The sequence below is a fragment of the Streptomyces sp. ATLC9 genome, from assembly GCF_057196705.1.
On sequence record NZ_JBXUOY010000261.1, the window covers coordinates 1 to 7,155 of the forward strand.

General features: G+C 70.7%; 8 protein-coding genes and 2 tRNA genes. 3 read left to right on the forward strand and 7 right to left on the reverse strand.

Annotated features, from left to right (window positions below):
- Positions 1 to 236: 236 nt before the first annotated feature.
- Together AC2CJA_RS21780 and AC2CJA_RS21785 are read right to left on the reverse strand one after the other, a co-directional pair.
- Entirely contained in the window at positions 237 to 1,103 is an 867-nt protein-coding gene (locus tag AC2CJA_RS21780) for an SMP-30/gluconolactonase/LRE family protein (RefSeq protein ID WP_484604367.1), read from the reverse strand.
- Positions 1,104 to 1,176: 73 nt separating this feature from the next.
- Positions 1,177 to 1,956 carry an IclR family transcriptional regulator gene (locus AC2CJA_RS21785; RefSeq protein ID WP_484604368.1) on the reverse strand — a complete coding sequence of 260 codons (780 nt, stop codon included), beginning with the start codon at positions 1,954 to 1,956 and terminating at the stop codon, positions 1,177 to 1,179.
- A 213-nt stretch (positions 1,957 to 2,169) separates the two neighbouring features.
- Here AC2CJA_RS21785 and ligD point away from each other — a divergent pair, with 213 nt between their 5' ends.
- Complete coding sequence (ligD, locus tag AC2CJA_RS21790; RefSeq protein WP_484604369.1) at positions 2,170 to 3,063, forward strand: non-homologous end-joining DNA ligase; 894 nt, start codon at positions 2,170 to 2,172, stop codon at positions 3,061 to 3,063.
- A gap of 59 nt (positions 3,064 to 3,122) precedes the next feature.
- On the opposite strand, the gene AC2CJA_RS21795 is transcribed toward ligD, so the two are convergent.
- The gene (locus AC2CJA_RS21795; RefSeq protein ID WP_484604370.1) at positions 3,123 to 3,434 is read right to left on the reverse strand and encodes a YtxH domain-containing protein; all 312 of its coding nucleotides are present in this window, start codon (positions 3,432 to 3,434) and stop codon (positions 3,123 to 3,125) included.
- A gap of 202 nt (positions 3,435 to 3,636) precedes the next feature.
- Between AC2CJA_RS21795 and AC2CJA_RS21800 the strand changes: the two genes are divergently transcribed.
- Together AC2CJA_RS21800 and AC2CJA_RS21805 are read left to right on the forward strand one after the other, a co-directional pair.
- Positions 3,637 to 3,709, forward strand: a tRNA-Asn gene (locus tag AC2CJA_RS21800).
- 212 nt (positions 3,710 to 3,921) lie between these two features.
- Positions 3,922 to 3,995 (forward strand) — tRNA-Ile (locus tag AC2CJA_RS21805).
- A 223-nt stretch (positions 3,996 to 4,218) separates the two neighbouring features.
- Here the strand turns inward: AC2CJA_RS21805 and AC2CJA_RS21810 are convergent.
- From AC2CJA_RS21810 to AC2CJA_RS21825, 4 genes are all read right to left on the reverse strand, one after another.
- Entirely contained in the window at positions 4,219 to 4,344 is a 126-nt protein-coding gene (locus AC2CJA_RS21810; protein WP_484604371.1) for a hypothetical protein, read from the reverse strand.
- Positions 4,345 to 4,455: 111 nt separating this feature from the next.
- Positions 4,456 to 4,959 (reverse strand): hypothetical protein, encoded by a 504-nt coding sequence (locus tag AC2CJA_RS21815; RefSeq protein WP_484604372.1) that lies wholly within the window; start codon positions 4,957 to 4,959, stop codon positions 4,456 to 4,458.
- 676 nt (positions 4,960 to 5,635) lie between these two features.
- Entirely contained in the window at positions 5,636 to 6,028 is a 393-nt protein-coding gene (locus AC2CJA_RS21820) for a hypothetical protein (RefSeq protein ID WP_484604373.1), read from the reverse strand.
- Positions 6,029 to 6,037: 9 nt separating this feature from the next.
- Positions 6,038 to 7,155, reverse strand: a 1,118-nt coding sequence (locus tag AC2CJA_RS21825) for a polymorphic toxin-type HINT domain-containing protein (RefSeq protein WP_484604374.1), incomplete at its 5' end; no start/stop codon positions are given.

Sequence of the window (7,155 nt, forward strand, 5' to 3'; positions counted from 1 at the left end):
CCGCGGCCACCGCACGATCTTCGTTTGTCCACACACCAACCGATGATCACGCGGTGGCCGTACCCGTTTCCAGCCGGGTCCGCAGCAAGATCGCAAAGTCAGACTGGAGTACTAGCTGCACCACCACAGGAAGCGCTCGCAGGCGGGCGTCGGCTCCGGCTCGGGTTCCGGCTCCGCCGGAGGCGGTGGTGGCGGATCGGCGGGAAGAGGGGAGGCTCTCCTGTGAAGATCAGGTGTCAGCCCGCGAAGGGCGGCTGCGCCAGCCCCTCCCCCGCGTCCGGCAGCACCATCAGCGAACCGGCCAGCGGTTCCGCACCGGGGTCGGCGCCCGTCCGGGCCGTGGTGATGTAGAGGTCCCGCAGCCCCGGCCCGCCGAAGGCGCACGAGGTGGTGTTGGAGGCCGGGACGGCGACCGTCCGGTCCAGCCTGCCGTCGGGGGTGTAGCGCCGGACCGCGCCCCCGCCCCACAGCGCGACCCAGACGCAGCCCTCCGCGTCCACCGTCAGGCCGTCGGGGAAGCCCGCGCCCTCCTCGATCCGTGCCAGCGTCCGGCGGCCCCGCACCCCGGGGCCTTCGGTGTCGAAGACGTCGATCCGTCTGGTGGGGGTGTCGATGTGGTACATCAGCCGCCCGTCCGGGCTCCAGCCCGTTCCGTTGCTGATGCCCACGTCCGCCAGGACCGTGACGGCCGAGCCGTCCGGGGCGACACGGCTGAGCGTGCCCCCGCCCGGACGCTCGTCGTAAGCCATCGTGCCCGCCCACAGCGCGCCGTCGGGGGCGACGGCGGCGTCGTTGCCCCGGCGGCCCGCGACGGGCTCGCGGCGCAGCCACGAGAACGAGCCGTCCCCGTCGTAGAGGCCCACCCCGTCGCGGAGGTTGACCACCAGGCCGCCCCCGGCCCGCGGCCTGGCCGCGCCCACGTGCTGCTCGGTCGCCAGCACCGTGCGGCGGCCGTCGGCCGGGGCGTAGGTGTGCACCCGGCTCGCGAGGATGTCCACCCACACCAGGCGCTCGCGCTCCGCGTCCCAGGTGGGCCCCTCGCCCAGCAGCGCCCCCTGTCGCACCGCGACCTCGAGCCGCGCCGTCTTCCCCGATCCGGCCATGCCGTCCCGCCCCTCTCTCCTCGTCGGCTCTCCTCGCGAGCCGCCCACCGTCCGCCCGCCCCTGCCGGCCCGGCTACGCCGCGCCGCGGTGCCCCAGTCGCACCGACAGCTCGGCCGCACCCTCGACCGCCAGGTTCTCCAGCTCGGCGCGCCGCTCCTCGCTCCACCGGATCATGGGCACCGAGATGCTGAGCGCCGCGACCACCTTCCCCGTGCCGTCCCGGACGGGCGCGGCCACACAGCTCACATCGGGATTGGACTCGCGCCGTTCGACGGCGACGCCGCGCCCGCGGATCTCGGCCAGCGCCTCGCGCAGCTCCTGCGGCGAGGTGATGGAGCTCTCCGTCATGGCCCGCAGCGGCTCGTCGCCGGGGCCGGGAAGGCACGCGTCCAGCTCGTCCGGGGGCAGCGAGGCCAGCAGCATCTTCCCCACCGAGGTGCAGTGCGCGGGCAGGCGCCGGCCCGCGGCGGAGACCATGCGGACCGCGTGGGTGCTGTCCACCTTGGCGATGTAGATGACGTCCGCGCCCTCCAGAATGGCCACGTGCACGGTCTCGTCGCAGGTCTCGGCGACGCTCCGGGCCACCTGCTGCCCTTCGGCGGCCAGGTCGAGCTGCTCGGCGTAGCGGCTCCCGAGCTGGTAGGTGCGCACCCCGAGCCGGTAACGTCCGGGCTGCCCGGGCACGGGCACCAGATACGAGCGCGCGGCCAGGGTGGTCACCAGCTCGTGGACGGTGGTGCGGGGCAGGCCCAGTCTCCGGGTGATCTCCGGCGCCGACAGGATCCCGTCCCCGTCGAGGAAGAGTTCCAGGATGTCGAGAGCCCTGGTCACGGCCGGCACGAGGCGCCCCATGGCAGCCCTCCCCTTCTCCCCGAGGGCTCCGGGCTCGCCGGCACCCGCATTTGTTCGAGATTCCGAAGGATGACCGGAATCACGAACACAGGCTAGCCGCAGCCCGAAGCACCCCGCAACGACCCCTCCCCCGCCGGCACCCGGCCCGCGTTCCGCCGCGATGCGCGGTACGGCGCCCCGCATGGACGGCTCCGCCCGTGGAACCCGCGCCGCATGACGAGCACCGTGGTGGAAGGCCGGACGATCGAACTGACCAGCCTGGACAGGGTCCTCTATCCCGCCGCGGGCTTCACCAAGGGCGATGTCGTGGACTACTACACCTCCGTCGCCGAGGCGATCCTGCCCCATCTGCGCGACCGTCCGGCCTCCTTCGTCCGCGCCCCCCGCGGCGTGGAGGCCGATTCGTTCACGGCCAAGCACGTACCGCCCGGCACACCGGAGTGGGTGACGGTGTGCGAGGTCCACCGCGTCGGCGGGAGGACCGACCGGCAGGTCGTCGTCCAGGACCTGCCGACCCTGCTGTGGGCGGCCAACCTCTCCGCCCTCGAACTGCACACCCCCCAGTGGCGGCTCCCCGCCGAGGGGATGGCCGACCGGCTGGTGTTCGACCTCGATCCGGGCGCCCCGGCCACGATCGTGCAGTGCTGCGCGGTCGCCCGGTGGCTGCGCGACCGGCTGGAGCGCGACGGCCTGCCCTCGTACGCCAAGACCTCCGGCTCCAAGGGGATGCACGTACTCGCCCCGCTGCGGCCCTCCGACTCCGAGTCCGCGGCCGGCTACGCCGAGCGGCTGGCCCGCGAGGCGGCCGAGGCGCTGCCGGACCTCGTCGTGGACCGGGTGCCACGGCGGCTGCGCGAGGGGAAGGTCTTCATCGACCACGGCCAGAACCTGTGGACTCGGACGACCGCCGCCCCGTACACCCTGCGCGCACGGCCGAGGCCGACCGTCTCCACTCCGGTGACATGGGACGAGGTCGCCGGCTGCGAACAGCCCGGCGACCTCGTCTTCACGGCCGGCGATCCGGTCTCCCGGCTGGAGAGGCACGGTGATCCGCTCGCTCCCCTCCTGGTCCCCTCCCGCACGGGACGGCTGCCGGACGGCCCCTGAGCCGGGCCCGCCGCCGGGAGCGCCGGATGCGCTCCGGACACCGCCTACGCCGGGCGTTCTCAGGCGTTGCCGGTGCCCCAGCCGTCGTCGAACGGCGTGCGCTGCTCGACGCGGCGGCCGCGCAGCATGCGGACCCTGTCGGACACCGGGCCCGGCATGCGGTCGCCCATCCGGTCGGAGACCGTGTTCAGCGCCTTGCCGGCCATCTCCCGCCCGTTGTGCGCGGCGGACTCGCAGGCGTTGCGCACCGCGGGGTTCTCGGCGAGCTTCCGGGCGCTCTCGCGCAGCTGCTCGTACTTCTCCCGCCCGGCTCGCGTGCCGAACACGTACCCGACGGCCACTCCTACGACGAACGTGAGCCGGTAGCGCATGGCTCCACCCTTTCTCAGGTCTCTCCCGGCGCACCCCGACTGTGCGGGTGTGCGCCCTGTCGGTCTGCGGCGGATGTTCCACCGAGTACCCCGTGGCGCGCCGCGGATACCGATTTCAGAGCACCCCCCGGCATGCGCTACTGTATTCCTCGCCAGCGGGGAACGCCCCCGGGAAACCGGAACGGGCGCCTCCGAGCAGCAGTCCCCTGTAGCTCAATTGGCAGAGCAGCCGGCTGTTAACCGGCAGGTTACTGGTTCGAGTCCAGTCGGGGGAGCAGAACGATAAGGGCCTCGCGAGGGGCCCTTCTTCATGTGCCCGGAGCCCTGCCGGGCCGCCACCGGGAGGCCTGCTCCGTTCCGGCGACCGACCTTCGGCCCGCGGTGACGGGCCTCACCGCCCCCACCTCACCCCGGCACGGGCGGGAGATCGTATGAGCGGCTATGCTGCGGCAGACGGCGCGCACAGATGTGCGTGGCGCGCCGTCCCGGGGCGGTAGCTCAGCCGGTTAGAGCAGCGGACTCATAATCCGTCGGTCGTGGGTTCGAGTCCCACCCGCCCCACTCGCGGCGACCGGCGGGGGGGGGGGGGGGGGGGCGGGGGGCGCCGGGCGCCCCCCCCCCCCCCCCCCCCCCCCCCCCCGCGCCCTTACCTCCCGCCCGGTGCCACTCCCGGCGGGCGGCTCGGGTGCGGGCACGGGTGACGCACGTACCGCGGCGGTGCCGCAAAGGCACGCCGGGCTCCGGTGCCGTCCACCGGGCCGGGCCCGCGCCACCCGAGGAAGGCTCACTCCTCGGGGAGCAGATTGTCGAAGACGTCGATCAGGTCCTCGATCCGCTCACCGATCGGACAGCTCCACCAGAAGCCCGTACGCCTTCCTGTTGCCCGGAAACCAGGCAGGAACCCGGCCATGGGCCGCATTCATCACCTCGACCACCTCCACACCTTCAGGTCGCCGGGCACCGCGCCGGCTCCTCTTCCGGCCGCCTGTTCACGTGAAGGCCACCGCCCGGCTCCAGGAGCTCACCTCGGTGCGCTCTTCCCCCGTACCGAGGACCGCAGCACCGCGAGGCGTTCCTTGTCGGGGTCGATCGCCTCCAGGATCGCCTCGGCGTTCTCCCGCCTGCGGGTGCCCAGCTCCCGGTACAGCAGCCACAGCCCCTCCCTCGCCAACTCCCGGCAGCACGGGCCGAGATCGGGGCTCCCCCGTTCGACTTCCTCCTCGTCGGACTCGCCGGAGACGATCTGGTGGATCAACTCCACCACCGCGTCACGCGCCTCGACCGAGATCTCCTCCGTCAGCGCCGCGAGGAGCACCGACAGCGCCGGGAGCACCGAGTCGAAGAGCTGCCCCTGGACGACCACGGTGTTCTCCAGGTCCCAGTAGGCCTCCATGACCTCTTCCTCGATCTCTCCCGAGACCATCCGGTGCAAAGCGTCCGGAACCCGCTCAGAGCGGTCCTCCATGGTGTGGAGACCGGCCCACCGGTGCCGACCGATCTCGGCCTCGCACAACCCCTTGCTCACCAGGGCCCTCCCGTGTTCCCAGCCACGTCCGGGGGCTCGTCTTCGTGGTCCCCGAAGAACCCGACCCCCGTGGCAGTCAGCCTCACCTCCAGCGCCCCCTCTTCCCGCCGCCCAAGCGCCGACCTCCTTGACCTCGGACCACTTCAAACAGCTGAAACCCCCGCCTCCTTGACCATGCGATTCGTCGCCCCTTGCATCTTGAGCAGGATGGAAGCCGCCCTTGCAAGGTGACGGAGTCACCGGCCGCAGGAGGCGGGACCGGTCGCTGACGACCTCGCTCCACCGCTTTGGGCCGCCCTCCCGTCTCCCTCGCTCTCGAGAGCGGGCAGTTCCGAAGCCCTCCGCAGCTCCGCCGGGCGCGGTGAGAACTCTCCGGATCCCCGCGCCCCAGCCCGCCACGGGCCGCGGTGGTCGGTCACTCCGCCATCCCGCCGGTCAGTTCCTTCTGGAAGGCTATGGACGACGACCCCGAGGTCCCATGTGCCGTAGCCGTCGTCCGCTGACGTTGCCGTCAAACGCCCAAGAAGCCCCGTCGGAACGAAATCCGGCGGGGCTTCTTGCGCTCCGAGAGGGGACGATTCACCGCTACGCAAAGACGAAGGACGCCACGCAGAGATGGGAAGTTATCGCGTCGGCCGACTTATCGGGCAGAACCTCCTCCGTCAGAACTTGTGGATCACCACGAATCATCGCCTGTCAGAACGATGACCACCTCATCAGGTTCATCGGTTCCGTCTCCGTAGACGTCGACCCGGTTCTCTACATTCGGAACGGGAATCAGCAGCCTCACCGATTCATTCGGATCAGAAATTTCGAGGGATGCCTTGGGGAGAGTCAGATTCCCTGAGTACACAAGAACCTTTCCACTCGGCTGGTAAGGCCCCTGCACGCATTGGACTGACACCGGACCACTGGCGGCTTGCTGCACCGCGACGAACAAGGAGTCCGGACCACCGTGCACTACATCAGCAGCCGCTTCCCAGCCTGCGTGGTTGTCAACACTCCCGGGCGCGGCAGCAACAACCAGACCATGCGCGAATCTTGTCGTGCACGAGGCGAAAAGCATCATTGAATCCACCTACTGTCTCGGCTTCCGCACCGGGAAGTCGTAGTACTCCTTGATTAGCGTTCGCACGATTCCACCCTGCTGTTTGGAACATGCCTTGCAGTGCGGATAGAGAGTCCACGGACCATTCGGGGAGAGCTTGTTCGGCGGGTTGTGGTCGCCAGTCCAGTGCCCATCCTTGTAGCCAGACTTTTCGGCACCGCAAGCAGCGCAACCGTTCCGATCCCCGAATTCGTTGATCATCCTCTGTTCGTGGGCGAGAACAGTGTCTCCACGCTCAGCAGTAACCCCCTCCGCTTTCTGCCCCTTCAGGTTGGGCCCGAGAGTCAAATTGCAGAGATCGCCTTCGTTTACGTTGTGAACGAGCACCGGAGTGGTTCCCGCCAGCACATAGTACGTGTGGGCGTCGGTGACGGTGAGGTTGTGGACCGTGGCCCGCTGGGTCCAAGACTCGAGTGCGGTGATCTGGACCCAGGTGCCGGAGGAGGTCCGCAGCCACTGACCGGACTCGAGCTCGTCGGCGTCCAGCCACTCGCCCAGCTCCGGCACCCAGAACGGGTGGCCGTCGGTGGCCACCACCGAGGCCGTGACCGGTGAACCGCCGGAGCCGTCCCGGTCCGCACTGTCACCACGGTCGGCGGCGGGCACCGGCGGCGACTGGCCACCGCCGCTGCCGCTGCCGCCACCGTTGCCGTCCGGGGCGTCGGCGGCGGGCACCGGCGGCGATACCTCGGCGGTGCGGACGGTGACCTTGACCAGGTTCTTCGCACCGTCGCCGATGATCGTGGCGGTGACCGTCCTTGCCTTGGTCTCGCCTGTCTTCGGATCGGTGGCCAGCACCTTGTCGCCGACCTTGATCTCCTCGATCGGCTTGCGGGTGCCATCGGCCATCAGCACCAGCGTGCCGGGCACGAAGCTGTTCGACGTCGGGCAGCCGCCTCCGTTGACAGCACTGTCGATCGCGTTGTCACGGGCCTCGCCGGCCAGCTCGCGCTTGGCATTCTGCACCCGCTGCTGAGTGGGTTTCCTCTGATGCGAGGGCTTCGGCTTGGGCTTCGGGCGGCTCCGCGGCGCCGAGCGAGGCTTCGGCTTCGCCTTGCGCGCGGCGGCACGACGGGCCTGTGCCCTGC